This is a genomic window from Erwinia plantamica, assembly GCF_043420595.1.
Taxonomy (GTDB): domain Bacteria; phylum Pseudomonadota; class Gammaproteobacteria; order Enterobacterales; family Enterobacteriaceae; genus Erwinia; species Erwinia aeris.
The window spans coordinates 1-399 of record NZ_JBGCUC010000130.1 but is presented as its reverse complement, the minus strand read 5'-3'; the positions used below and the strand labels follow the sequence as shown (position 1 = coordinate 399).

The 399-nt window shown below is 55.9% G+C and carries 1 protein-coding gene; it reads right to left on the bottom strand.

The window, feature by feature from the left end:
* Positions 1-399, bottom strand: a 399-nt coding sequence (locus AB3U87_RS22440) for a flagellin (RefSeq protein WP_394150654.1), incomplete at both ends; no start/stop codon positions are given.

Below are 399 nucleotides of genomic sequence, written 5' to 3'. Positions count from 1 at the left end.
GCGTAGTCAGCATCCTGGATACGTGACTGTGACGCGGTCAGGTTGGTCACAGAGGTGTTCAGGTTGTTGATGGTAGACTCAAAACGGTTCTGAATCGCACCCAGGCCGCTACGTGCGGTATCAACGTCTTTGATACGCGCGTCGAGGTCTGACAGGTTACCGCCGGTCACGCTGAAGGTTGCGCCCAGGCCAGAAGACTGGAAGCCTGCGCCTGACAGGTCGATATTGATGACGTTAGCGTCGGTTGCGTCGTTGGCGCCAACCTGAATTTTTACGCTGCCTGTGCTGTTGAAGATCGCCGTGCCGTTGAAGGTGGTAGCCGTACCGATACGGTTGATTTCAGACAGACGCGCGTCAACTTCTTTCTGGATTGAGTCGATGTCGTCGGCGCTGTTGGTG